Raw genomic sequence first — 25,906 nt, forward strand, 5'->3', positions numbered from 1 at the left:
CTCACCTCAGATTTACTGTAGAAGTTAGTAGAGTTGCTTGTTAACACTGACCGTGTCAAGTTTTCTGTGGCACCCTCTTCGTATATTGAAATCCACCATGCCGAAGAGTACCAAGGAACCGCCTCATAAAATACGTTATCGCCGACCGAACGGGCAGCCGATTCGAACTGCGTGGTCGAAGCTGGTTCGTCCCTTCCTGGCTGGTGTCGCGAAGCCATCTGGAGGCGATTCCCCACTCGTCTACCCGACATCGATTCGGTCGACTCTCCGAAACTCCCGACACTCAAGGCAAAAGCATTTGCAGTCGACTGTACTGGTGAGATACATGGGGAGCGACCGAGAACGAAACGATCACGGGCAGTACGCCGATCGAATCCTGCCGGAAGCCGCCCTCGAGCCCTTCGAGAAGCGAGGTGATCACGGCCGACCGCTCACCGCGAGCGACGTCATGGAGGCGCTCGGTTGTTCCAGACGCACCGCCCACAACAAACTCAACGACCTGGTCGAAAGAGGTAAACTCGAGACACGAAAGGTCGGCGCCCGCGGCCGCGTCTGGTGGATTCCAATCGAGGCGACACCCGACGCTGTTCGTGCCGATTTCGAAGCCGACCACGAACCGGACGGAACCGAGCGAGACGAGACGACGCCGTCCGTCGAAGAGGCGATTCGGACGGCCGATCTTCCCGGCTCCGGCGCGACGCTCGAGGCGCGACGCGACGCGTTGCGGGCGGCCTACGAGTACATCGTCGACAACCCGAGTGCGACGAAATCTGACTTCCTCGAGCACGTCTACCCCGATTACCCCGCCGATTTCGAGACCGAGGAAGGCTGGTGGAACGCAATCCAACCGGCCTTAAAGGAGTTGCCCGCGGTCGACCCGCCCGAGGAACGGGGCCACATCTGGAACTTTCTCGGCGACGATCGGTTCACGCCGACGCTCGGCTGAACGTCGTCACACTGGACCGTCTCTCGATCGATCTCGGCTCGCTACTCGCACACTCGGATCCGTATTCGGCCGGCGTTCGACACCGTGACGTGATAGTCGTCGATCGCGACGCTCGCTGGCGTCCCAGGATCGTACTCTCGCTCGATTATCATCGTTTCTTGATTTTCTCGCAGTAGCTGTCTGGTCGACGCACGAAGCGATCGAAACCGGGTCCTAGAAGAGACCCGGGAAGACGAAGTAGCTGAACACCGTTGCGACGAGCCCCACTCCGATTGCGTAGTAGGCGAGTGGGATCAGGTTCAATCGCATCACACGACCCTCCTGTCCGACGAGGCCGACGGTCGCCAGCGCGGCGACGATGTTGTGGATCGCCACGAGGTTCCCGATTGCCCCGCCGACGGCCTGTGCGCCGACGATGAGCTGGGTTGGTAACTCGAGTTGTGAGGCGGCTTCGAACTGGAACCCGCCGAAGGTAATGTTCGACACCGTGTTCGAGCCGGCCATCGCAGCCCCGAGCGCGCCGATCAGCGCGGCGACGAACGGATAGGCAGGACCGATGGCGTCTGCGGTCGCCTGTGCAAGGACGAAGATCATGCTCTCGACGCCCTCGGCGTGTGCGCCGGACTGGAGCATGACCTGCACCATCGCGATGACGAACACCAGTGCGATAAACGGTGCGACGAGCTTCTCGCCCGCTTCAGCCCAGGCGGCTTTCACCTGCGTGCCGGACATTCCGTAGAGCGGAATCGCGATCAGCGCACAGAGGATCAACCAGAAGCCAGGGACGTAGACCCATTCGATACCGCCGGAGAGGCCGGTTCCGAAAATCCCCTCCCAGGTCGTCGTAAACAGCATCTGGTGGGCCGTGATCGTGGTTCCGGCGATCTCGACCGGTTCTCCCTGCAGGAACGCTGGGAGCGGGTCGACGACTCGCGTGATCACGAGCAAGGCGACCAGTAGAATGTACGGCGTCCAGGCCCGGAACAGCGACATCTGGGAGCCAATGCCGCCGTCGGTAGTCGCCGCGTTGTCACCGGTCGCCTGCTCGGCGCCCGGAGCGCTGGCCTGTCCGGGTTCGATCGTGCCGACCCAGTGGTCGGGCCACTCCTCCCGGTCCGGGAACTCCCACTCCTCCTCGGGGACGAGGTAGCCCGCTTTGAGCACACCGACGACGATCGCACCGCCGACCATCGCGCCAATCAAGGCGGGGAACTCGGCGCTGATCTGTGCGGACAGCCAGTAGGGAACCACGAACGCGATCCCGGAGAACAACGCCAGCGGCGCGACGTCCCACGCCGGCTGGAGGCTGCGCTCGTCGCGGTCGCCAAAGAAGTAGACGACCATGCCGACGGCGAAAAGCGGCATGACGAATCCGACGAGGGCGTGGTAGGTCGCCGCCCAGACCGCGACTTCGACCGAGTACGCCTGGACGGTAAACCCGGCGTCCGTGATCGCCGTATTCGTCGATTCGGTCGTCGCAAGTGGATCCTCGATCCCGATGATGATCGGCGTCCCGACCGCACCGTAGGTGACGGCGATGATGTGCCCGATCAGCGCCGCGATCACCGCCGCCAGTGCCGGGAAGCCGAGTGCGAGCAACAGCGGGGCGACGACCGCCGCTGGCGTCCCGAACCCGGCTGCCCCCTCGATGAACGTCGCGAGGAAGAACCCGACCAGGATCACCTGTACGCGGCGATCGTCGCTGATCTTCGCGAATCCTTCGTTGATCCGATCGAACGCGCCGGCCTGCATGAGCGTGTACAGGAGTAACAGCGCGCCGAAGACGATCCAGAGGATCTGGATCGCGGTCATCACCCCGACGATCGACGCTGCACCGACGTACTCGCCTGGCATGCCCCAGAAACCCCACGCGATGAGCGCCGCCACAACCCACGCGATCGGCATCGCCCGTGTTGCGGGCCACAGCAACCCGACGAGCAAGATCCCCACGAGTACGAGTGGCGTGGCTGCGAACAGTATCTCGAGCGCGCTAACCATCGACCTCACCTCGACAGTTCTCCCGGTCAGTCAGTGCCGGGTGGTCAGTACCGATGCCATGTGGAATCACATCTGGCATGGACGCAGAACTGTCCAAACAATATTTATAATCTTCGACCGTTCGAGTCGTACGTCTCTCTGAAACGGTGATGGAGACGCCAATTCGGATATTTCCCACTAGTCACTGAGTGAATGATAATAGAATCGCCAGACTGCACCGGGTTCGAGAGCGACGGGTGCGATGAGAACCGCTGGTTCGACAGCTCGGTAAACCTATGCAGTTGTGTATCCCGGTTCAGTCTGCTGGTTATCGGAACAGTGTACACGTACACCCGCTCGGGGGTGCCACCGAGATCCACTGTTTCGCGGGGCGAGCGGAAGTCAACGATAGCCTATATTTTCGTGTGTATAGGCTATACACACGTGTGTATAGGCCAGTACAGTTGAATGCGACGGCCGAGGCGGCTGACACGCGCTTACAAGACACACGTGTCGTCGCCGAACTTATCGGAAAGAAAGGTATCTCGAGGCTGATCTCGCCATGATCGCTGTCGGCAATAGCAGGCTGTAGATCCTCGTTTCTGTCCGTGTCTACCGGCGCTCGTTCTACGACGTGTCGGCGGATCGGTGTGAACGAACAGAACAATCAAATAGGCACAGTCGAAGGTCCGTGCCATGAGCGTCGATACAGGGTCTACCACCCAGCGGTTCGAAGCCGCTCTCGCGGACCTCGAGGTCCCGGTCACGTCTACCGACCCGTCGAAGTTCGAACGCACAGTAGAACGTATCGCGGGCGAACCCGCGATCGGCACGTCCCTCCCGTTCCCGTCGGTTTCACTTCCCGACTGGGTCGACGACGAGCCGTCACCCCGGGACCTGGAGTCAGCGACCACCGGGATTACGGCCGCCTCGATCGGCATCGCCGACTACGGGAGCGTCGTCCTCCCAGCGACGCCCTCGGGAGCCGAACAGGTGAGTCTCTTTCCGGATCTGCACGTTCCGGTTCTCCGCGAGTCGGACCTCGTTGCGGACATGCCGACCGCGATCGAGCGACTCGGCCCCCAACTGCGCGAAGGCCACAGCGCGATCGTCGCCACCGGACCGAGCGCGACGGCGGACATGGGATCTCTCGTAAAGGGCGCACACGGGCCAAAGGATGTCCACGTCCTCTTGCTCGAGGAAGCCGGTGAGGACGATGAGTAGCGACGCCGACCGCGAGGCGAAAGCCGACCACATCCGTCACCTCCTCGAGACCGAAGGCGAGGCCGTCGAGACGAACACCCTCGGATTCAACCAGGGACGGTACGACTCGGTCGCCGGCCTCGAGGACTACGATGCGCTGAAACGAACAGCCCGCGCGATCAAAGAGGACGCCATCGAGCGACTGCCCGAGTTGCTCGAGGAGCTTCGCGAGACGGTCGAAGCAAACGGTGGGACGGTCTACCTCGCCGACGACGCTGCAGACGCAAACCGGTACATCCGCGATCTCGCGATCGAGGACGAGGCCGACCGCGTCGTCAAGTCCAAGTCGATGACCACCGAAGAACTCGAGGTCAACGAGGCGCTCGAGGGCGACGGCGTCGACGTCGTCGAGACGGACCTCGGTGAGTGGGTGCTCCAGGTCGCCGACGAGGCACCATCACACATCGTCGCGCCGGCGATCCACAAGTCAGAAGACGAGATCGCCCGCCTGTTCAACGCCGAGTTCGATCCAGAGGAACCACTCGAGACCGCCGAGGAGCTGACGATGTTCGCCCGCGAACAACTGGGCGAGTTGATCCGCGAGGCCGACATCGGGATGACCGGCGCGAACTTCGTTACCGCTGACTCCGGCTCGATCATGCTGGTGACGAGCGAAGGGAACGCCCGGAAAGTAGCGGTCGTGCCGGACACCCACGTCGCTGTCGCCGGCGTCGAGAAGATCGTCCCGTCGGTCGAGGATCTGGCGCCGTTTATCGAGCTGATCGGGCGCTCGGGGACGGGTCAGGATATCACCTCCTACATCTCGCTGTTGACGCCACCGGTCGACTCACCCGTCGTCGATTTCGACGAGCCCGACGTCGCGTTCGCCGACCGCGACGACGACCGGGAGTTTCACCTCGTGTTGATCGACAACGGCCGCCTCGAGATGCGCGAGGACGACCAGCTTCGGGAGACGCTTTATTGCATCCGGTGTTCGGCGTGTGCGAACACGTGTGGAAACTTCCAGTCGGTCGGCGGCCACGCCTTCGGCGGTGAGACGTACTCCGGCGGCATCGCCACCGGCTGGGAAGCCGGCGTCCACGGCTACGAAAGTGCCGCCGAGTTCAACGACCTCTGTACCGGCTGTAGTCGCTGCGTCGAGGCCTGTCCCGTAGAGATCGACATTCCGTGGATCAACACCGTCGTCCGCGACCGACTCAACCGGGCGGGTGACGACGGCCAGTTCGAGTTCCTCTACGACGAACTCGTTCCCGACGCGGAACCCGGCGGTCTCGACCTCCAAAAGCGGCTGTTCGGCAACTACGAGACGCTCGCGAAACTCGGCTCTGCGACCGCGCCCGTCTCGAACTGGGTTGCGGGACTCGGCCCCGTCAGGACGCTCATGGAACGAACCGTCGGCGTCGACAGCCGACGCTCGCTGCCGGCGTTCCAGCGCGAGACACTCCAGGACTGGTACGACCGGCGCGGCCCACGCCGCCCCGCATCCGACGCAGACCGGGAGGTCGTGCTCTATCCCGACACCTACACGAACTACATCGACGTCGAGCGCGGAAAGGCGGCGGTCCGGGTCCTCGAGGCGCTGGACGTTCACGTTCGGCTGCCCGACGTTCCCGGCAGCGGCCGTGCCCCGCTCTCACAGGGGATGATCGAGACGGCGGATCGAAAGGCGAGTCGCGTCTACGCGACCCTCGCCGAACACCTCGATGCCGGCCGTGACGTCGTCGTAATCGAGCCGAGTGACCTCGCGATGTTTCGCAACGAGTACGAGAAGCTCATGCCAGAACGATCGTTCGAACGCCTCCGTGACGGGAGCTACGAGATCCTCGAGTACGTCTACGGACTGCTCGAGAACGGGGCCGATGCCTCGGAACTCCGATCCGGCAACGGCGGACCCGACGTCGCCTATCACTCTCACTGCCAGCAACGCACCCTCGGTCTCGACGTCTACACGCGAGCGGTCTTCGAGGACCTCGAGTACGACGTCCTCGAGAGCGAGGTAGAGTGTTGCGGGATGGCCGGCAGCTTCGGCTACAAAGAACAGTACTTCGAACTGAGTATGGACGTCGGCGACCGACTCGCCGAGCAGTTCACGACGCCTGAGGCGTCCGACCGTCAGATCGTCGCGAGCGGAACATCGTGTGAGGACCAACTCGACGACCTGCTCGGCCGCGACGCCGTCCACCCCGTCGAACTGCTCGACCCACGCTCTCGACAGCACTGAGCGCCGTCTTCAGATCCCTATCAGACCCGGAGTAACGGATTCGGCCGATATATCTCCCGTGCTGTCGACCGGTCGGCGGCGGGTTAGCGGGCGTCCTCGAGTGCCTCGAGTGCCGCCGGGTTCTCGATGCTGCTCATATCTCCGAGCTCCTCGCCGGTGTAGGTCGCCTCGATGGCCCGTCGGATGATCTTGCCCGACTGCGTCTTGGGGAACTCGTCGACGAACAGTACCTCGCGCGGCCGGAACGGTTTGCCCAACTCCGCGCCGACCTGCTCGCACAACGCCTCGCGGAGGTCGTCGGTCTCCTCGTAATCGGGCTCGAGGACCACGTAGGTGACGACCGCCGTCCCCGTGGTCTCGTCGGGTGCGCCGACCGCGGCGGCCTGGTTGACCGCCTCGTGGTCGATGAGCGCACCCTCGACTTCCGCCGGACCGACCTTGCGCCCGGCGACGTTGAGCGCGTCGTCGGCGCGGCCGTGAAGGAACCAGAAGCCATCGGCGTCTTTCTGAGCCCAGTCGCCGTGGTCCCACAGCGGCGGATCCTCGAACGTCGACCAGTACTCCGTTACGTAGCGCTCGTCGCCCGACCAGAGCGATTTCGTCATCGACGGACAGGAGTCACGAGCGACGAGGAACCCGCGCTCGTTGTCCTCGCTGATCGAATTCCCGTCCCGATCGACGATGTCGATGTCCATCCCGAGCCCCGGCCCACCGAGGCTACAAGGTTTCAGCGGCTGGTTTGGCATCGGCATCAGGAAACAGCCACAGATCTCGGTGCCCCCCGAGATGTTGATTATCGGGCACTCGCCGTCGCCGACGTTCTCGTAGAACCACCGCCATGATTCGGGATCCCACGGCTCGCCGGTCGATCCGAGTATTCGGAGCGAGGAGAGGTCGTGACCGGAAAGCGGTTCATTTCCGTGTTTTCGCAGGGCGCGGATCGCGGTCGGCGAGATGCCAAACTGGGTGAGTTCGTGACGGTCGATCATCTCCCAGAACCGATCGGGACCCGGATAGTCGGGCGCGCCCTCGTACATGAAGACGGTGCCGCCGAAGGTGTGGACGCCGATCAACGTCCACGGTCCCATCATCCAGCCGATGTCGGAGACCCAGAAGAACCGATCCGCGGGCTTCAGGTCGAAGCCGAAGTAGAGTTCCTTGGCACACTGAATCTGAACACCCGCGTGCGTGTGAACGATCCCCTTCGGTTTCCCCGTCGTCCCCGACGAGTACAGCAGCATCGACTCCTGGCTCGAGTCGAGGGATTTCGTTCCGTAGGCGTCGTCCTGCGGTTCGACGACATCGGCCCACCACTCGTCGCGGCCGTCGGTCCAGGGAATCTCGCGTTCGCTGTGTGTGTTACTCGAGCCGAGTCGATCGAAGACGATCACGTCCTCGACGTAACCCGCCTGCTCGATCGCCTCGTCGGCCGACGATTTGAGGAAGACCGGATCGCCACGGCGGTAGAAGCCGTCGCCGGTAAACAGCACCGAACACTCGGCGTCCTCGAGGCGGGTCGCGACGGCGTCGACGCCGAACCCGGAGAAGATCGGAACGGCGATCGCGCCCACTTTGAAACAGCCGTACAGAATCGAGACGACCTCGGGGACCATCGGCATGTAGAGACCGACGGTGTCACCGGTGTCGATTCCGCGTTCCTCGAGGGCGTTCGCCACCTTGTTCACGTTACGATGCAGGTCGTGGTAGGTCATCTCCCGGACCTCGCCGTCTTCGCCCTCCCAGATCGTCGCGACGGTGTTGCGCCGGGGCTCGTCGGCCGCAGCGTGTCGATCGACGACGTTGTGGGCGACGTTAAGTCGCCCGCCAGGATACCAGTCCGTAAACTGCGGCCCGTCCTCGTCGTTTCGAACCCGGTCGTACGCCTGGTCGAACTCGATTCCGAGATAGTCGACGACCTCGTCCCAGAACCAGTCGACGCCGCTTTCGGGTTCACTGTCGAGATCGGTCGTCGTCCGCTCGATCAGTTCGTCGTAGTCGTCGATTCCGTACTCGCGCATGAAGGCCGCGACGTTCGTCGACTCGGCGAACGCCTCGTCGGGATCGTGGACGACCTCGTCGACGTCCTCGAGAGTGCCATCTCCTGACATGGTTACTGATAGGTAAGCGTCATACCACCATCAAACAACAGGTCGCCCCCGTCCAGGTGTCGTCCCAGGTGAGAGAAGCCGATCGCGAACAGGTTAGCGACGTCGACCGGCTCCATCATCTCCGTGACACGCGACTGGCCGAGCATCACGTCCTCGATCACCTCCTCGACCGAGATTCCGCGTTGCTGTGCGGTGTCCTCGAGTTGGTTCGTCACGAGCGGCGTCTTCACGTAGCCCGTGCTGACGGAGAACGACCGAATCTCTCCCTCGCCCTCGGCGGCGATCGACTGGGTGAGTCCTCGAAGGCCGAACTTCGAGACGTTGTACCCGACCTTGTCGCTCGTGACGTAGTGGCCGTGAACCGACGCCATGTTGCCTACGCAGCCGGTCCCATCGGCGGTCTCCCTGAAGTGTGGAATGCAGAGTTTCGAGAGGTAGATCGGTGCGCGCAACATGATTCGATGAATGCGGTCGTAGGCTTCCATCGGGAACTCGTCGATCGGGTCGATGTGCTGGATCCCGGCGACGTTCGCGAGGTATTTGACGTCGCCGAGTTCTGCGGCCCGGTCGACGATCCGCTCGAGGTCTTCGTCTTCGGCTAGGTCTCCGACGATGGGTTCGACCGTCCCCTCGAGGTCGAGTTCCTCGCTCCGGTCGACCGTTTCGTGTAGTCCGTCCTCGTCGACGTCCGTGGCCGCGACGGTGAGACCGTTTCCGGCCGCGACGAGCGCCGTCGCCCGCCCGATTCCCGATCCGCCGCCGGTCACGAGGCAGACGTTCCTGGCGGTGAACGATCCGTCGTCGATCCTGTGAATCCGCTCGTCCGTCACCGGTGGCGGTGTAACCCGGTCCTGAGACATGATCCGTTCACGATATACGTTAGCTCGAAGCACGCTAAACGACCGCGTTAACATATCAACGTCGAATCGACCACGCTCTCTCGCCCATCGTCGTGGTTCGATGGCTCATACGGGCTGTGATGGGTCCCTCCCGGTCGATCGTAGATAGGCAAGCGATCGACCGGCAATCAGTCATCGCAAACCGTCTCACGCATCGCGACTCGCCGCTCGACCCGTCGGAATTCGTCGGCGTCGTTCGATCACTGTGTGGGCTGTACACGCCCGACACGACCGATTCGGGTTCGAATCCCGTGCGCCAAAGATTACCGAGGCGTATTAGAGCGGATGGAAAATATTAAGCTTCGGTATAGCCTAGCCCGAGCCACGATGACTGAGTACGTATCCACCACGACGGGGCTCTATCCGCTCCCGGACTGGGCGAAAGACGAACTCTCGAGCCTCAAAGGTCACCAGAAACACGACCTCATCGGTGGCGACGAGGGCGAAGAGATCACGACGGCCTACGAGGAGGCACGCGAAGAAGTGGTCGACGTTCAGCGAGAGACCGGCCTCGACCGCGTCGTCGAGGGCCAACTTCGCTGGGACGACATGCTCGCACACCCGCTCGCGGTTCACGACGCCGTCGAGACCCGCGGCATCGTCCGCTACTACGACAACAACAACTTCTACCGCGAGCCGGTCGTCCAGGACGAACTGGACGTCTCGGGCGACGTCGCCGGCGAACTCGAGTCCGCCGCCGACCTCACCGACGACCTGCAGGCCGTCCTCCCCGGTCCGTACTCGCTGGCCGAACTCGCGACCGACGAGTACTACGGCGACGACGCCGACTTCCTCGCGGCGATCGCCGACTTCCTCGCGGGCGAACTCGAGGCGTTCCCGGCTCACGAGACGCTGTATCTGCTCGAGCCGTCGCTCGTCGAAGACGCTCCCGGCGACGGCGAGGACGAGCGCGCCAGCGAGGCGATCGATCGAGTCGCGAGCGCGACCGACGCCGACGTCGTCGTCCACCCCTACTGGGGCGCGCTCTCCGAGAAGGTCTACGCGCACCTGCTCGACGCCGATATCGACGCGGTCGGCTTCGACTTCGTGGCGAACCAGGAGGACAACCTCTACAACGTCCAGGAGTACGGCACGACCGACGACATCTCGCTGGGTCTCGTCGACGGCCAGAACACGCTCGTCGAGGAGCCCGAAGCGGTTCGGGACCGCGTCGACTGGGTCGAAGACCAGCTTCCCGTCTCCGAGTTCGAGACGGTGTATCTGACGACCAACACCGAGACGTTCTACCTGCCGTACAACAAGTACGAAGCCAAACTCGAGGCGCTCGCGGAAGCCGCGGCGCTCGCGAACGCGGAGGTGACCACGACATGAGCACGAACGAGAACAGAGACCAGTTCCGACCCGAGAATCACGAGAACGACCACTTCCTGCTGACGACGGTCGTCGGCAGTTACCCCAAGCCGAAGTGGCTGAACCGTGCGAAAGAACTCTACCAGGATCCCGATCACAGCTTCGACGACGACGACTGGCAGGAGGCCAAAGACGACGCGGCCCGCCTGATCACGGCCGAACACGAACGAGCGGGTCTCGACGTCGTCGTCGACGGCGAGATGCGACGCAACGAGATGGTCGAGTTCTTCGCCCACCGCATCGAGGGCTACGAGTTCAACGGCCCGGTCAAGGTCTGGGGACACAACTACTTCGACAAGCCCTCCGTCGTCAGCGAGGTCGAGTACACCGACAGCTGGCTCGTCGACGAGTACGAGTTCACCGCCGCGGCGGCGAACCGCCCGGTCAAGGTGCCGATCACCGGCCCGTATACGCTCGCGAACTGGTCGTTCAACGAGGCCTACGAGGACGACGACGAACTCACGCTCGCGGTCGCCGACCTCGTCAACGAGGAGATCGAAAAGCTCGTCGAGGCCGGCGCGCGCTACATCCAGATCGACGAGCCCGCGCTCGCGACGACGCCCGACGACCACGCCATCGTCGGCGAAGCCTTAGAGCATATCGTCGCCGACATCCCCGAGGAGGTCCGCATCGGTCTCCACGTCTGTTACGGCGACTACTCCCGTATCTATCCCGAAATCCTGGACTTCCCCGTCGACGAGTTCGACTTAGAGCTCGCAAACGGCGACTACGACCAGCTCGACGTCTTCAAAGACCCCGAGTTCACCGCGGATCTCGCACTCGGCGTCACCGACGTCCACGTCGCCGAGGTCGAGTCCGTCGAACAGATCGAACGGAACATCCAGAAGGGACTCGAGGTCGTCCCGCCGGAACAGCTGGTCGTCTCGCCCGACTGCGGCGTCAAGCTCCTACCCCGCGAGGTTGCCTACGGCAAGATGGCGAAGATGGTCGAAGCCGCCCGCAACGTCGAGGCCAAACTCGACGCCGGCGAGATCGACGTCGAACGCGGTACACCGACCCCCGCCGACGACTGAGACGGGTTACTGTACGTCGCTTCCGATGTGATCGTGACGAGTCGGCGGTCGGCCGGAAGCAGCATACACCAGTCTGCGACGTTCTGCCCTCGGTTCCTCCGTCCTCGAGCGTCTCGTCTCTCGAGAACGAGACTGCCACGACACGCCGCCGTGTCACACGTGGACAGTCACCGACGACACGGACGTCACCTGGTGACTGGCATGTCCGGGAACGTACATATGGGTCGGGTTCGAACGAGCAGACGATGCAAGAAACCGCGAACCGACGTGTCGAACTGGACGACGAAGTCGCCGAACACCGCGATCCCGACCACGACGTCGACCCGCTGTTCGTCAACCGCTGGTCACCGCGGGCGATGACCGGCGAGAGCCTCGAGGAGGCGGAGTATCTCCCGCTGTTCGAAGCGGCGCGGTGGGCACCGTCGGCGTTTAACAACCAGCACTGGCGCTTTCTGTACGCGACCCCCGAGGACGAGGAGTGGGAGACGTTCGTCGATCTGTTGAACGACGGCAACGCGTGGGCGACCGACGCGGGCCTACTCGCCGTGATCGTCTCGAAGACGACGTTCGACCACAACGGCGAACCGGCACCGGTCCACTCCTTCGACACCGGCGCTGCCTGGCAGAACATCGCGCTCGAGGGTTCGCGACGTGGACTCGTCGTCCACGGGATGTCCGGGTTCGACTACGAACGAGCCGCCGAGGAACTCGACGTGCCTGAGGAGTACGCCGTCGAGGCCATGTTCGCCGTCGGCGAACGGGCACCGCCGGAGACGCTCTCCGACGAGCTTCGCGAGCGCGAACAGCCGAGTGATCGCAAGCCCGTCGACGAAATCGTCCACCGGGGTAGCTTCGAGTAGGCACCTCGACCACCGGCGGCTCTTCTTTTCGGTCTGCTGTCCCGATTTCCGGCGCGAGCACGAGACGATCGCGAGTGGGCCGGTCCGTCGGGACAGCAATCCGTCTGACACCAGCGCGTATTACGACTGCAGCCGCGGTGACTATGGAATCTCCTCGAGCGGGGTCCGCAACACATTATTCGCGGCCGGAAAAAGAGGATCGTATGAGCCACGAGATACTCGTCGCCGGGGAGACGCTGATCGACTTCCTCCCCGAGCGGCCGGGCCCCATCTCGAGTGTCGACGGATTCGAACGTCGACCCGGCGGTGCGCCGGCGAACGTCGCCGTCGCGCTCGCCCGTCTCGAGTGCGTGCCGCTGTTCTGGAGTCGGGTCGGCGACGATCCGTTCGGCGACTACCTCCTGGAGACGCTGGCCGAGTACGGCGTTCCCGGCCGGTTTCTCGAGACCGATCCCAGCGCGAAGACCTCGCTCGCGTTCGTCACCCACGACGAGTCGGGTGACCGGAGCTTCTCGTTTTACCGCGACGACACCGCCGACACCCGCATGGAGACGGGACGGATCGACGACTCGGTTCTCGCCGGTCTCGAGTGGGTCCACGCGGGCGGCGTCGCGCTCTCGAGTGGCCGTTCGCGCGAGGCGACGCTCGATCTGCTCGAGCGTGCCGCGGCTCGAGGGTGTACGGTCTCGTTCGACCCCAACGCCAGGCCGGAGCTGTGGCCGGACGAGGCGACGTTCCGCGAGGTCGTCCGGGACGCACTCGCGTCCGTCGACGTCCTGAAAGCGACTCGCGAGGAACTCGAGGCGCTGGGCTTCGGAGGCGAATCGACCGAGGCTGTCGCCCGCGACGCTCTCGCGGCGGGGCCACACACGGTGCTCGCGACGCGGGGTGGGGACGGCTCGATCGCGGTTGCGGACGACGACGCCCCCTGGTCGGAGGCGGTCGCCGAGCACCCGGGGTACGAGGCGGACGTCGTCGACACCACCGGCGCCGGCGATGCGTTCGTCGCCGGCACGATCGCGGCGATGCGTGACGGGCAGGATCTCGAGGCGACGCTCGCGTTCGCCAACGCGGTCGGGGCCGCCGCGACGACGGCGCCGGGTGCGATGACGGCCCTCCCCAACCGGGAAGCAGTGCGGGAGATCAGTCGTAGGTGAACAGCCGGGCGTCACAGTCCGGACAGATCAGCTTCTCTGCCGGCGTCTCTCCCGCGGGGGTCACCTCGCCACAGCAACTCGAGTGGGTGATCGTCAGCTGGCTGTCGCAGACCGGACACCGCTCGAGGAGCGACCGCAGCGGACGGCCGGCGGCGAGTCGAACCGCGGTATCGGCGATCCGAGATTCGAGCGCCCGCGCGGCGGCGAGTTCGGCGACGGCTTTGTGTTCCGTGAGCGAGGCCGCGCCGTTTGGCCCCTCGAGTAGGACGGTCGTGGAACGGCCGCGCCAGTCGTGTCCGATCCGGGCGTCGATCGACGGTCCCGTCAGATCGTCGATTTCGTCGGCGAGAGTCGCGAAATCGAGATCACGGATCGTCGCCATCTCCTGGTGCCACTCCTGGCGAAACGGCTCGGCGAGCGCGAGATCGTCGCCGTTCGGGACGACGACGCCCGCCTCGAGCAACGCGGTGACGACGTCCTCGCCGGTCGGTGTCGAGGCGGAATCGGCGTCCGTCTCGTCGGCCGAGGTGATCCCCGACAGCGATCCGCCCTCGCGATCTTCGTGGTCGAACGCCGAGATCGGAAGCCGATCGACGAGTTGCGGTGCGAACCGGGGCGTGTACGGAACGAGGTAGCCTCGAACTCCGATCGCGGCGACGCCGACGCCCGCCACGAGGGACGCGGCCAGCCGCCGACGGGCGAGCGCGAGTGCCACGACGACGGTCGCCACGAGCAGGCCGTTCGCGATCGTACACGGCCAACACCGGTTGGTTCCGGTGTGCGCCGGCTGCCGGAGTCGCTCGAGTGTGTCGATCATGCGACGCCCGTTTCGATTCGATCGTCTTGAGTGTAGCGACGCAGACAGCCTTTTTTACAACGGGTGTGATACTCCACCCGGATGAACGTAACTGCGACCGTTCCCGGTGAGACCGAATGGACGCCGAGGAACTGATCGAAACGCTCGAGGACGCGGGACTGTCGCCGTACCAGGCGGACGCGTTCGTGACGCTGCTCGAGCTTGGATCGGCGTCCGCGACCGACGTCGCCAGCGCGAGCTCCGTCCCGGATCCACGGATCTACGACGTGTTACGCGGACTCGAGGAGCAGAGATACGTCGAGACGTACGAACAGGACAGCCTCCACGCGCGGGCCCACGACCCGGCGGAGGTGCTCGCGGATCTGCGCTCGCGGGCCAACCGGTTCGAGACCGCAGCCGAGGAGATCGAAGACCGGTGGAGTCAGCCGGACATCGAGGAACACAAGGTGAGCATCGTCAAGCGCCTCGATACGGTGCTCGCGCGGGCCGACGAGCTGATCCGGGCGGCCGAATACCAGGTCCAGATCGGACTGACGCCCGCACAGTTCGACGAGCTTTCCGACGCGCTCGAGACGGCCCGGAAGAATGGGGTAGACGTCAGACTCTGTCTGTTTCCGGAGACCGCAGGCGACCTGGCGATTCCACCGATCGAGACGCTGGAACGGGCGTGCTCGGAGGCACGTCGCCGCGACCTTCCCTCGCCGTTCGTCGCCCTCATCGATCGATCGTGGACGTGCTTTTCGCCGTACGGTGGTTCGACAAACGAGTACGGCGTCATCGTCAACGACTGGACTCTCGCGTACGTCTTCAACTGGTATTTCATCACCTGCCTCTGGGAGGTTCTGGAGACGGTGTATACGGACCGACCGGACGAGCCGCCGTTTACGTACGCCGACCTTCGGCAGTGTATTCGTGACATCGAGCCGCTGCTCGAGGACGGACTGACCATCGAGGCGACGATCCGTGGCTTCGACACCGAGACCGGCAGAGAGGTGACCAAACGCGGAACGGTCGTCGACCTCACCTACGCCGGCGTCTCGATGGACGACGACCAGTCCGCGCCACTTTCCCAGCTGGCCGGTGAAACGTCGCTTACGCTCGAGACCGATGACGGGACGTACACCGTCGGCGGCTGGGGCGCGTTCATCGAGGACTTCGAGGCGATGCGGGTTACGGTCGAGGCGATCGATTGATACGGATTACTGTCGCGATGTACCGGTGCGACCGCCGTCCGGGTTGCGGTCTCACCGGAATTGATCGACAGTAATACTGTCGGACAGAACTATTTGAAGATCGGTCGCGCTACTGCGGCCGTCCCCGAGGGTGACGGCCGCGAATCCGCGACCGGCTTCTCACTGACTTCTGTCCGACAGTATAAACCGTATGAGGACCTTTCGCCCGGAACCTGGATCGGAGCCAGTATTCAACCGATCCCGTCGTCCGAGACCAGCCATCGTCGTTTTCGTCTCTCGCGATTCCTCGACCGATTTCGAGTACAACGATTCATCCTCGAGTCTCGAGTCGATCGATCGTCGCCCCGCCTGTTCCCCGAGCGCCGACTATCGGCGGCCACGAGGACGATTCGCCCAGGAGAGCCATTCGGGCCAATCGGTCGATACATCGGGTACCAGCAGGCGATATTACTTGATCAACTGATTAACTACACCTGTTGTACCTAACCGGTAGTTATAAATATTAAAGACCATCATGTTTTTTCGCATGAGTGGGAGACACTCACGGAAGGGCGATCGAACCGACTCGAGCGTCTCGCGGCGGACGTTCGTCAAGGCGGCCGGCGCGAGCGGGGCAGCGGTAAGCCTGGCCGGTTGTATCTACGGCGACGAGACGGCCGACGAAGCGGTCGTCGTCGGCGCTGATCCGAACATGATCGACGCGGTCGGCGACGAGGTCGTCGAACTGTTCGGCGATAGCGGCGCGGATGGGATCGAGATCAGGTTACAGGCCGGTGACGAGGACACGGGCGACCGTCGAGACACCTATACGAACCTGCTCCAGGCCGAGGAGACGGATCCCGACCTGCTGCTCATGGACAACGGCTGGGTGAACGTCTTTATCCAGCGTGGTCAGATCGCGAACCTGAGCGACGCACTCGGCGACGACGACCTCGCACAGATCGAGGACGAGTACTTCGAGTCGTTCACCGCCACGGCGCGGGAACCCGAGACGAACGACCTGTTCGGCGTCCCGATCTTCCCGGACTATCCGACGATGCAATACCGGAAGGATTACGCGCGGGAGGCCGGCTACGGCGAAGACGACTTCGAGGAGTGGGCGACCGAACCGATGACCTGGGCGGAGTGGGCCGAACTAACCGAGGAGATCGTCGAGGCCTCGGACGCGAGTTACGGCCTCGCGACCCAGTGGGACATCTACGAGGGGACCGCCTGTTGTACGTGGAACGAGGTCATGTCATCGTTCGGCGGCGCGTACTTCGGCGGCTTCGACAACCTCTTCGGACCGGTCGGCGACCGACCCGTGACGATCGACGAACCGGAGTTCGTCGACGCGCTTCGGATGATGCGGACGTTCGTCGCCGACGAACACGACGAGTACACGGACGAGGAGTACCCAACAGGCATCGCGCCCAACTCGATCCTCGGCTGGCAGGAGGAAAACGCCCGGGAGGCGATCCTCAACGGCGAAGCCGTCATGCAACGCAACTGGCCGTACGCGATCAATCTGAACGTCCAGGAGGCAGACGACCCGCTCGACGTCGAGGACTACGGCGCGATGCCGATCCCCTACGCCGTCAGCGAGGCGGACGCGAACCAGCCCGGAACCGGCGGCTCGACGGCCGCACTCGGCGGCTGGCACCTGACGCTCAACCCCAACTCCGAACGAACTGACGACGCGGTCGAGGTCCTCCGTGCGGCGATGACCGACGAGTTCAACCTCGGCATGTTCGACCTCTGGGGGTGGATCCCGCCGAAGCCACACCTGTTCGACACCGAGGAAGCCGAACAGGTCGAGCCGATGGGCCACTACATGGACACGCTTCGGGTCGCCGGTGAGAACGCTATGCCCCGACCCGTCACGACGGTGTGGCCGGATCAGTCCGAACTCATCGCCGAGGAAGTCAACGCGGCCGTCTCCGGTGACAAGAGCCCCGAGGACGCAGCCACCGACTTACAAGACGGACTCGAGGACACCGAAGCCTAGCATGGCCACCGATGACCGGACGGCCGGCCCCGCCCGCCGATCGAATCGATCGGGGCCGGTCGTCGCGATCACGCGCTGGATGGAGAACCTCGGGGAGACGGGGTTCGCCTACCTGCTGTTGACCCCAGTGGTCGTCTTGCTGGGGGCGATCGCTCTCTACCCGCTGTTGCGGACGTTCGAGCTGTCGCTGTACCAGAACGTACTCTCGGATCCGGAGTTCGTCGGCCTCGAGAACTACGTCCAGCTGTTCACCGGAAACGCCGACGCGCGGATGCCGGGAACCACGACGTTCCTGCCGGAGGTCACGACCAGCGGAAGCTTCCCGTACGTCCACGTCGAGGGCTTGTTGCGGAGCGCACTGGCGGTGACGATTATCTTCACCGTCGTGAGCGTCTTCTTCGAGACGATCATCGGCTTCGGTCAGGCGCTCGTCCTCGACCGGGAGTTCCGCGGTCGGCGGTGGGTGCGGGCCGCGATCATCATCCCGTGGGCGATCCCGATCGTCATCCAGGGGATGATCTTCTACCTGATGTTTCACCCGGACACCGGCTTCCTGACCGAGTACCTCGCCAGCTGGGGTCTCGTCGCGGAGACGAACACGCTCAACGATCCGGCGAGTTCGTTGCTGATCGTCACCGTCGCCGACATCTGGAAGACGACGGCGTTCATGGCGCTTTTGATCCTCGCCGGACTCCAGAGCATCGATCGGAGCCTCTACGACGTCGCCGAAGTCGCCGGGGCCAGCAAGTGGCAACAGTTCAAACTGATCACGTTCCCGCTGGTGCTTCCCGCACTCGGAATTGCGATCCTGTTCCGGACCATCGACGCGATGCGGGTCTACGGCCTCATCGACTCGGTGTCGGGCTGTACGACGGTCCCGTCGCTGTCGTGTATGGTCGTCGAAACGTTCAACACGAACCGGGGGCTCGCCTCCGCGATCGCGTTCGTCACCGCCGGAATCATCGCCATCGCCGTGATGGGCGTCATCTACCAGCAGTACAAGGAGGGTCTCTGAGATGGCGACTGCAAACGAACCCCCGACGCAATCGAGCGACGACGAGAACAAGGGACCGCTCGAGCGCTGGACCCACGGCGTCCTCACCGATCCGGCGAAGCGAGACCGGCTCTATCGGGCGCTGTTCTACGTCGCGTGCGGATTCTTCCTCGTCACGACCCTGTTTCCGTTCTACTGGCTGCTGGTCCTCGCGCTGACGCCGAACACGCAGATCCTCGCCGGCGACTGGGAGGTCACTGTTCCGCTCGTCGGGGCGGAAGTGCCGTTCCCGACGCCACAGGGATTCAACGTTTACGCGTTCGTCGAGGTGTTCCAGCAGGTGCCGTTTCACCTCTACGTCTTCAACAGCTTCGTGCTCGCGAGCGTGACGACGGTTATCGTCATCGCCCTCGCGAGCCTCGCGGGCTACGTCTTCGGCCGACTCGAGTTCCCAGGACGCGGGCTGATGATGCTCGCCGTGTTGGCGGTCTCGTACTTTCCGCCGGCGGCGTTTCTCATCCCGCTGTTCGACGCGTTCCTCGGGAACGCGATCGTCGTTCCGTTCCTGGGGATCGAGCTGTTCGCGCCGCCGCGGCTCGTCAACACGCCGGGGTCGATGATCATGCCCTTTAGCGCACTGTTCCTGCCGCTGGCTATCTTCATCCTCACGACGTTCTACGGCCAGATTCCAGACGGACTCGAGGACGCGGCTCGCGTCGAGGGAACGACCCGGCTGGGGGCGCTGTTTCGCGTGATCATGCCGCTTTCGGCACCCGGCGTCGCGACGGCGGCCGTGTTGACGTTCATCGCCGTCTACAACGAGTACTTCTTCAGCTCGATCATGGCGCTACAGAACGAACCGAACCAGTGGTCGCCGCTGGTCGGCGGGATCCTGAGCTATCAGACCCAGTATACGACCGACTTCAACCTGATGGCGGCGGCGAGCATCGTCGGCGTCTTGCCGATGTTGATCCTCGTCGTCGTCGCCCAGGAGAAGATCGTCAGCGGACTGACCGACGGAGCACTCAAAGAGTAACCATGGCACGAGTAACACTAGATAACGTCACGAAACGCTACGACGACGTCGTCGCGGTCGACGACATGAACGTCGAGATCGAAGATGGCGAGTTCATCTGTCTCGTCGGCCCCTCGGGCTGTGGGAAGTCGACGACGATGGAGACGATCGCCGGCCTGACCAAGCCGACCGAGGGGACGATCACGGTCGGCGAAACCGACGTCACGAACCTACCGCCAAAGGACAGGGGCGTGTCGATGGTCTTCCAGAACATCGCGTTGTTCCCCCACATGGACGTCTACGAGAACGTCTCGTTCGGCCTTCGCCTGCGCAAGTACGACAAAGACGAGATCGATCGTCGCGTCGAGCAAGCGGCCGAAATCGTCCAACTCGAGGGGATGCTCGACCGCGAGCCCACCGAACTCTCGGGCGGGCAACAACAGCGCGTCGCGATCGCCCGCGCGATCGTCCGCGAACCCGCCGTCTTCCTGATGGACGAACCGCTCGCGAACCTGGATGCGAAGCTTCGCGTCCACATGCGAACCGAACTCCAGCGCCTGCACAAACAGCTCGACACGACGATCATCTACGTCACTCACGACCAGGCGGAGGCGATGACGATGTCGGACCGCATCGCCGTCATCAACGCCGGCGAACTCCAGCAGATCGCCCCGCCGCTTACCTGCTACAACGAGCCCGCAAACCGGTTCGTCGCCGGCTTCATCGGCTCGCCCTCGATGAACTTCGTGGAGGGCGAACTCACGGAGACCGGGCTCGTGACCGACCACTTCGACCTCGAGTTCGACGTCGACGGACTCGATCTCGAGACCGGGAGCGAGGTGACGATGGGCGTCCGACCGGAGGACATCTACCCCGCCGCTACGGCGGAGTCGCTCTCGAGTTCGTCGGCGGTGATCGACGCGACGACGGACGTTCTCGAACCGATGGGCGACGAGATTTTCGTCTACCTCTCCCTCGAGGACTCACAGACGGCCACGATGACGACCGAGGAGGCCTCGAGCGCCTCGAACCAGTTGCTGATGAGCGTCGATCCCGACTCGACGATCGAGGAGGACGAGCGGGTGAGCGTCGTCCTCGACCGGTCGAAGATCCACCTCTTCGAGACCCGATCGGGCGACGCGCTCGTCCACGGCATCGAGGACGTCACGACGGCAGCTCGAGGGGAGGCGACGGACCGCCGCGCACACGCCGAGATCGACTCGGGTGGTCGCAGTGAGTGAACTCGTCGCGCTCGTCTACTACGGCGGACTCTCCGTGTTGTTTTTCTTCTGGATCTACGGGATCGTCTCGTTCGGTCTCGACCTAAAGAACAAGATCGTACCGGCAATCAGACAGTATCGTCGCGGGCGAACGCGACGCGAGCAATCAACGGACACTCAGAATGAACGATCGGAACGAGAAGAGCAGTTGTACTGAATCGACGAACGGCGACCGCCCCATCGGTCGTGTCGGAAGCAGGTCTCCGTCCGGACCGGAGAACGGACTCGAGTCCATGACGGAGAGCGAGACCGCCCCCGTCTCGACGGAGGGATCCCGATGAGTGCGGGCCAGGAACCCGTCCGAGTCGGACTCGTCGGACTCGGGAACATCGGCCACCACCACGCCGACCGGCTTCTCGAACAGGAACTCGAGGTCGAACTCGTGGGAGGGATGGACGTCGCATCGGAGGCCCGTGAGCGCTTCGCGGACCGGTACGGCGTCGAGGTCTACGACGACCACCACGACCTCTACGACGCGGCCGACGCCGTGATCGTCACGACGCCCAACCGCTTTCACGAGGAGTACGCCGTCGCCGCCCTCGAGCGCGACCTTAACATCCTCCTCGAGAAGCCCCTCGGACACACCCTCGAGAGCGCCCGCCGGATCGCGGCCGCGGCGGCCGACTCGACCGGCCTCACGATGGTCGGGTTCAACAACCGGTTTCTGAACGCCGTGGCGGTGCTTCGCGATCGGATCGGTCGCGGCGAGTTCGGCGAGGTCACTCACGTCGAGGCCAACTACGTGCGCCGGCGGGGGATCCCCGGTCGTGGCTCCTGGTTCACCCGAAAGGAGGTCTCGGGCGGCGGCGCACTGATCGACCTCGGCGTCCACGCGATCGACCTCGGGATGTACCTGCTCGACTATCCCGACCCCGTCGAGGTCTCCGGAGTCACCCGATCGCAGTTCGGTCACCGCGAGGACTACGCCTATCTCGAGATGTGGGGTGACGACGCAGGCCCGGACGCGTTCGACGTCGACGACTCCGCGAGTGCGTTCGTCCGCTGTGACGACGACCGGACGATCAGCCTCGAGGTCGCCTGGGCGACGAACCGGCCACCGACCCACGAGTTCGTCGTCCGCGGCACCGAGGCGGCGGCCCGGTTCGACCTGCTCACCGACGAACTCACGATCTACTCGGCGAGCAAGAGCGGCGGTGATCATACGATCGACGAGACGATCGAGACCCGGGAGAACGACAGCCACGCCGACGAGCAGGCGGCGTTTCTCGAAGCGATCCTCGCGAACCGCTCGGGAACGCGACGCGACGCCGAAGGCCGAACGCGGGCCGGAACCGTCGAAAACGGCCTGACCGTCCAGCGGGTCGTCGACGGCATCTACCGCTCGAGCGACCGTGGAGGGACGATCTCCCTCGAGGCAAGCGGCGAATCCGTCCCGCTGAAAGGAGTCGAGGACGAATCCGTCCCGCTCGAGGAAAGCTATAGTAACAACTGAAACGATTCACACACTGATCGCCCATCAGTCTGGCGATCAGGTGTGCAATGACTTTCAGTGGCTACTATAGGACTGATCGTCTCGCCCGCGGCGACAGTGCTCGTCGGACCGATTCTCCCCGTCCGCACTCAGCGAGAGTGCATCAGTGTTAGACGACGAGAGGTGCATCGACGTTCGACGGCCAGTATAGACCAGGCGACGACTACAAAGTCGAACTGGCCCGGCGTTCGAACCACCTCGGACGAACGCAGAACCGTTACTCGGATCCGGAATAGGAATTACTTTGGCTGATGCCGTGGTATCACACCGTATGGACATCGGTGTTCACACCCCACCGCTCGCAGACGAATCGCTCGAGGGAGCGCTCCAGTATCTCTCGGATCTCGGCGTCTCCGCGATCGAACCCGGCGTCGGCGGCTTCCCCGGCGACGATCACCTCGATCGCTCGGAGTACCTCGGCAACCAGGACGCTCAAGCCGAACTCGCCGAGTTGCTCGAGGAGTACGAGATGCACGTTAGCGCACTCGCAGTCCACAACAACCCGTTACACCCCGACGACGAACGGGCGGCGGAGGCAGACACCGAGTTGCGCGAAGCGATCGAACTCGCCGGCCAGCTAGACGTCGACACCGTCACCGGCTTCTCCGGCTTGCCGGCGGGGAGTCCCACCGACGAGACGCCCAACTGGATCACGGCCCCGTGGCCGACCGAACACGCCGAGGCCCACGAGTACCAGTGGGAGGTCGCCGTCGACTACTGGTCCGATCTGGCGGCGTTCGCCGACGACCACGGCGTCGACGTCGGCATCGAGATGCACCCGAACATGCTGGTGTACGAACCGAAGGGGATGGCCCGCCTGCGCGAAGAGACGAACGACCGCATCGGCGCGAACTTCGACCCCTCCCATCTCTACTGGCAAGGGATCTCGATCACCGACGCGATCCGTTTTCTCGGCGAGCGCGATGCGATCCACCACTTCCACGCCAAGGACACGCGCGTCTACGAAGAACAGGCGCGCCTGAAAGGTGTCCTCGACACCGCACCCTACGACGACGAACTCAACCGCTCGTGGCTGTTCCGCTCGGTCGGCTACGGCCACGACGAGTCCCACTGGAAGGAACTCGTCTCGACGCTCCGAATGGTCGGTTACGACGGCACCTTGAGCATCGAACACGAAGACTCGCTGACCAGTTCTCGCGAGGGACTCGAGAAGGCGATCGATCTCCTCCAGCGAGCCGTCTTCGAGACCGAACCCGGCGAAGCTTACTGGGCCGAGTAACGGATCGATCACCTCGAGCGATCCGTTCACCCGACCGAACCGCCGGACGGAAACTTCTAACTACAGCTATTGTGAAGGTTTAGGTATGACGCTGGAAGTTGGAGTCCTCGGCTACCGGTTCATGGGCAAGGCACACGCGAACGCGATGGCGCGGCTTCCGATGTTCTTCCCGGACGCGCCCGACATCGAGCGAAGTGTCCTCGTCGGCCGCGACGAGGAGGCACTGTCGGATGCCGCCGACCGCCTCGGCTTCGAGTCGATCGCGACCGACTGGGAATCCGTCGTCGACGACGTCGACGTCTTCTACAACCTCGGACCGAATCACGTCCACGCCGAGCCGTCGATCGCGGCACTCGAGGCCGGCACGCCGACGTTCTGTGAGAAACCGCTCGCGCCGACGCTCGAAGGCGCAGAGAAGATGGCCGAGGCGGCTCGAGAGGCCGGGAGCGACGTTCCGGCCGGCTGTGCGTTTAACTATCGGTTCGTCCCCGCGATCCAGTACGCGAAGAACCTGCTCGAGGGGGGCGAACTCGGCGAGATCCACCACGTGCGCGGGCGATATCTCCAGGACTGGCTGGTCGACCCCGACGCGCCGTGGTCCTGGCGAAACGACGAGGAACTCGCCGGCTCGGGCGCGCTCGGCGACCTCGGCGCACACACCGTCGACCTCGTGCGCTTTCTGGTTGGCGACGACGACCTCGCCGGCGGGATCGAGGAGGTCAGCGGCCACCTCCGGACGTTCGTCGATAAACGGCCCGTCGAGGGAAGCGACGAAACCCGTCCGGTCACCGTCGACGACGCCTACTCCGCGCAACTCGCGTTCGAAAACGGCGCGATGGGAACGCTCGAGGCCTCGCGGTTCGCGACCGGCCACAAGAACGACCACACGATCGAGATCCAGGGCTCGAAGGGCAGTCTCCGGTTCTCCCTCGAGCGGCTGAACGAACTCGAGGTGCTCCGAGAGGGCGACCGGGGCTACCAGACCGTTCTCGTGACAGACGAGGACGACCCGTACGTCGACCACTGGTGGCCGCCGGGCCACGTCGTCGGCTGGGAGCACACCTTCGTCCACGAGAACTACGAGTTCCTGCGAGCGGTCAGTGAGGGGACCGGGTTCGAACCGAGCTTCGAGGACGGGCTGGCCGCCCAGCGCGTGCTGGCGGCGATCGAAGAGAGCGACGACCGCGGCGAGTGGGTGTCGCCGCCGTAGGATTTTGACACCGACTCGAATCGTCCATCCGATCGCCGAGCGGAGCCATAGCCGGACGAAGCCACCTTCGGACGGCTGTCGGTCGGGCCGCCGTCCGTTACGGTCGCCGGTCGGACGACTGACATCGACGGGTCTTTGGAATCGTCCCGCCATCGATCGATATGCAACTCGAGCGGAGTTCCTGGACGGTGATCGACGAGGCGGCCCCGACGACGGCGCTCGTGCCGGTCGGAAGCACGGAACAACACGGCCCACACGCGCCGGTCGGAACGGATACCACCGTCGCAAACGAGATCGCGGTCGCGGCGGATGGAGAAACCGACCGTGAGACGGTCGTCGTGCCCCCGATTCCGGTCGGTGTCGCTCCCTATCACGGCCGCTTTCCGGGGACGCTTTCGGTATCGCCGGAGACGCTTCGACGCTACGTTCGCGACGTCGTCACCTCGTTTTCGGGGACGAGCGTCGAGACGGTCGTTCTCGTCAACGGCCACGGCGGAAATGGAGGCACGCTCTCACACCTCTCGCGAGAGGTGACCGCCTCGGACTCGACCGATCTCGACGTCTACCCGTGGGAGTGGATGCGCGCGATCGAGGATCACGTCGGCCACGCCGGCGAAATCGAGACGTCCGTCCTCTTGTATCTCTGTCCGGAGGACGTCGGCGAGCCGGTCGACGGAGACGCCGCGGAGTGGGACACCGTCGTCGACGGCGGCGTCGTTCGCCACTTCACCGACGAGTTCAGCGAGAACGGCGCGGTCGGCGACGCGACCGGTGCGACGGCCGAGCAGGGCGAACAGGCGTTCGAGACCGCCGTCGACTCGCTGGTTTCGTACCTCGAGCGACTCGAGTAGTCGATCGCGGGGTAGAATGCGCTCGGAGTC

At 64.1% G+C, this 25,906-nt stretch carries 21 protein-coding genes; 17 read left to right on the forward strand and 4 right to left on the reverse strand.

The genetic code is table 11. From position 1 onward, the window contains the following. The first annotated feature begins 325 nt into the window (after window positions 1-325). Window positions 326-946: an HTH domain-containing protein gene (locus tag FYC77_RS13130; protein ID WP_149081953.1), complete on the forward strand. Its 621-nt coding sequence runs from the start codon at window positions 326-328 to the stop codon at window positions 944-946. Between the two features lie 213 nt (window positions 947-1,159). On the opposite strand, the gene FYC77_RS13135 is transcribed toward FYC77_RS13130, so the two are convergent. Beyond that, window positions 1,160-2,944 (reverse strand): L-lactate permease, encoded by a 1,785-nt coding sequence (locus tag FYC77_RS13135; RefSeq protein WP_149081954.1) that lies wholly within the window; start codon window positions 2,942-2,944, stop codon window positions 1,160-1,162. Between the two features lie 675 nt (window positions 2,945-3,619). Between FYC77_RS13135 and FYC77_RS13140 the strand changes: the two genes are divergently transcribed. After that, window positions 3,620-4,147, forward strand: a complete 528-nt coding sequence (locus FYC77_RS13140) for a LutC/YkgG family protein (protein ID WP_149081955.1) — start codon at window positions 3,620-3,622, stop codon at window positions 4,145-4,147. Further along, entirely contained in the window at window positions 4,140-6,368 is a 2,229-nt protein-coding gene (locus tag FYC77_RS13145) for an LUD domain-containing protein (RefSeq protein WP_149081956.1), read from the forward strand. The genes FYC77_RS13140 and FYC77_RS13145 overlap by 8 nt, the downstream gene beginning before the upstream one ends. Before the next feature lie 83 nt (window positions 6,369-6,451). Here FYC77_RS13145 and FYC77_RS13150 read toward each other — a convergent pair whose 3' ends face one another. Together FYC77_RS13150 and FYC77_RS13155 are read right to left on the reverse strand one after the other, a co-directional pair. Continuing rightward, window positions 6,452-8,476 carry an AMP-binding protein gene (locus FYC77_RS13150; RefSeq protein WP_149081957.1) on the reverse strand — a complete coding sequence of 675 codons (2,025 nt, stop codon included), beginning with the start codon at window positions 8,474-8,476 and terminating at the stop codon, window positions 6,452-6,454. Window positions 8,477-8,478: 2 nt separating this feature from the next. Then, complete coding sequence (locus FYC77_RS13155; RefSeq protein ID WP_149081958.1) at window positions 8,479-9,336, reverse strand: SDR family NAD(P)-dependent oxidoreductase; 858 nt, start codon at window positions 9,334-9,336, stop codon at window positions 8,479-8,481. A gap of 366 nt (window positions 9,337-9,702) precedes the next feature. Between FYC77_RS13155 and FYC77_RS13160 the strand changes: the two genes are divergently transcribed. The 4 genes from FYC77_RS13160 to FYC77_RS13175 all read left to right on the forward strand — a co-directional run bounded on the left by FYC77_RS13160 (window position 9,703) and on the right by FYC77_RS13175 (window position 13,797). Further along, window positions 9,703-10,707: a 5-methyltetrahydropteroyltriglutamate--homocysteine methyltransferase gene (locus FYC77_RS13160; RefSeq protein WP_149081959.1), complete on the forward strand. Its 1,005-nt coding sequence runs from the start codon at window positions 9,703-9,705 to the stop codon at window positions 10,705-10,707. Beyond that, complete coding sequence (locus FYC77_RS13165) at window positions 10,704-11,780, forward strand: methionine synthase (RefSeq protein ID WP_149081960.1); 1,077 nt, start codon at window positions 10,704-10,706, stop codon at window positions 11,778-11,780. Before FYC77_RS13160 ends, FYC77_RS13165 begins: the two co-directional genes overlap by 4 nt. A 245-nt stretch (window positions 11,781-12,025) precedes the next feature. Continuing rightward, window positions 12,026-12,640, forward strand: a complete 615-nt coding sequence (locus tag FYC77_RS13170; protein ID WP_149081961.1) for a nitroreductase family protein — start codon at window positions 12,026-12,028, stop codon at window positions 12,638-12,640. Between the two features lie 203 nt (window positions 12,641-12,843). Next, entirely contained in the window at window positions 12,844-13,797 is a 954-nt protein-coding gene (locus tag FYC77_RS13175) for a carbohydrate kinase family protein (RefSeq protein WP_149081962.1), read from the forward strand. Here the strand turns inward: FYC77_RS13175 and FYC77_RS13180 are convergent. After that, window positions 13,784-14,614, reverse strand: coding sequence for a hypothetical protein (locus FYC77_RS13180; protein WP_149081963.1), 831 nt, complete (start codon window positions 14,612-14,614; stop codon window positions 13,784-13,786). The genes FYC77_RS13175 and FYC77_RS13180 overlap by 14 nt on opposite strands. 116 nt (window positions 14,615-14,730) lie before the next feature. Between FYC77_RS13180 and FYC77_RS13185 the strand changes: the two genes are divergently transcribed. The 10 genes from FYC77_RS13185 to FYC77_RS13235 all read left to right on the forward strand — a co-directional run bounded on the left by FYC77_RS13185 (window position 14,731) and on the right by FYC77_RS13235 (window position 25,876). Then, the gene (locus FYC77_RS13185) at window positions 14,731-15,807 is read left to right on the forward strand and encodes a TrmB family transcriptional regulator (protein ID WP_149081964.1); all 1,077 of its coding nucleotides are present in this window, start codon (window positions 14,731-14,733) and stop codon (window positions 15,805-15,807) included. Between the two features lie 526 nt (window positions 15,808-16,333). Then, window positions 16,334-17,794: an extracellular solute-binding protein gene (locus FYC77_RS13195; protein ID WP_149081966.1), complete on the forward strand. Its 1,461-nt coding sequence runs from the start codon at window positions 16,334-16,336 to the stop codon at window positions 17,792-17,794. 1 nt (window position 17,795) lies between these two features. Beyond that, window positions 17,796-18,809, forward strand: a complete 1,014-nt coding sequence (locus FYC77_RS13200; RefSeq protein ID WP_149081967.1) for a carbohydrate ABC transporter permease — start codon at window positions 17,796-17,798, stop codon at window positions 18,807-18,809. A gap of 1 nt (window position 18,810) precedes the next feature. Then, window positions 18,811-19,824 carry a carbohydrate ABC transporter permease gene (locus tag FYC77_RS13205; protein ID WP_149081968.1) on the forward strand — a complete coding sequence of 338 codons (1,014 nt, stop codon included), beginning with the start codon at window positions 18,811-18,813 and terminating at the stop codon, window positions 19,822-19,824. Window positions 19,825-19,826: 2 nt separating this feature from the next. Next, on the forward strand, window positions 19,827-21,044 hold the full coding sequence (locus FYC77_RS13210) for an ABC transporter ATP-binding protein (RefSeq protein ID WP_149081969.1): 1,218 nt from the start codon (window positions 19,827-19,829) through the stop codon (window positions 21,042-21,044). After that, window positions 21,037-21,240 (forward strand): hypothetical protein, encoded by a 204-nt coding sequence (locus FYC77_RS13215; protein WP_149081970.1) that lies wholly within the window; start codon window positions 21,037-21,039, stop codon window positions 21,238-21,240. Before FYC77_RS13210 ends, FYC77_RS13215 begins: the two co-directional genes overlap by 8 nt. 120 nt (window positions 21,241-21,360) lie before the next feature. Continuing rightward, complete coding sequence (locus FYC77_RS13220; protein ID WP_149081971.1) at window positions 21,361-22,536, forward strand: Gfo/Idh/MocA family protein; 1,176 nt, start codon at window positions 21,361-21,363, stop codon at window positions 22,534-22,536. A gap of 310 nt (window positions 22,537-22,846) precedes the next feature. Continuing rightward, on the forward strand, window positions 22,847-23,815 hold the full coding sequence (locus tag FYC77_RS13225; RefSeq protein WP_149081972.1) for a sugar phosphate isomerase/epimerase family protein: 969 nt from the start codon (window positions 22,847-22,849) through the stop codon (window positions 23,813-23,815). An 85-nt stretch (window positions 23,816-23,900) separates the two neighbouring features. Then, a complete protein-coding gene (locus tag FYC77_RS13230) occupies window positions 23,901-25,025 on the forward strand; it encodes a Gfo/Idh/MocA family protein (RefSeq protein WP_149081973.1) in 1,125 nt (374 codons plus the stop codon). Between the two features lie 161 nt (window positions 25,026-25,186). Beyond that, window positions 25,187-25,876, forward strand: coding sequence for a creatininase family protein (locus FYC77_RS13235; RefSeq protein WP_149081974.1), 690 nt, complete (start codon window positions 25,187-25,189; stop codon window positions 25,874-25,876). The last annotated feature ends 30 nt before the right edge of the window (window positions 25,877-25,906 follow it).

The sequence above is a fragment of the Natrialba swarupiae genome, assembly GCF_008245225.1.
Classification (GTDB): domain Archaea; phylum Halobacteriota; class Halobacteria; order Halobacteriales; family Natrialbaceae; genus Natrarchaeobius; species Natrarchaeobius swarupiae.